The 398-nt window shown below is 54.5% G+C and carries 1 protein-coding gene; it reads right to left on the bottom strand.

Features of this window, described 5'->3' with window-relative positions:
* Positions 1-377, bottom strand: a 377-nt coding sequence (locus tag H6B31_RS16820; RefSeq protein ID WP_204899539.1) for a hypothetical protein, incomplete at its 3' end; no start/stop codon positions are given.
* Positions 378-398: the final 21 nt, after the last annotated feature.

The following is a 398-nucleotide window of genomic DNA, read 5'->3' on the forward strand; positions in this document are numbered from 1 at the left end:
CTGATCTTCTCGATGTTGACAACCAGCTTGCCGCCGTCCTCGGCCATGAAATCACCGGACACAGTCATCTCGTACCCCTCGGGCACATACTGCTCCAGCACGGAGTAGTTCTGAACGCCGGCAGGTACGAAGTAGTCACCGCCAGCAATGACTTCATCGCCGTACTTGAACTGGATGTTCATGATAACGTCGGTGCTGATCTTCTCGATGTTGACAACCAGCTTGCCGCCGTCCTCGGCCATGAAATCACCGGACACAGTCATCTCGTACCCTTCGGGCACATACTGCTCCAGCACGGAGTAGTTCTGAACGCCGGCAGGCACGAAGTAGTCACCGCCAGCAATGACTTCATCGCCGTACTTGAACTGGATGTTCATGATAACGTCGGTGCTGATCTT

Origin of the sequence: Pseudoflavonifractor capillosus, assembly GCF_016899775.1 — a bacterium.
Taxonomy (GTDB): Bacteria; Bacillota; Clostridia; order Oscillospirales; family Oscillospiraceae; genus Lawsonibacter.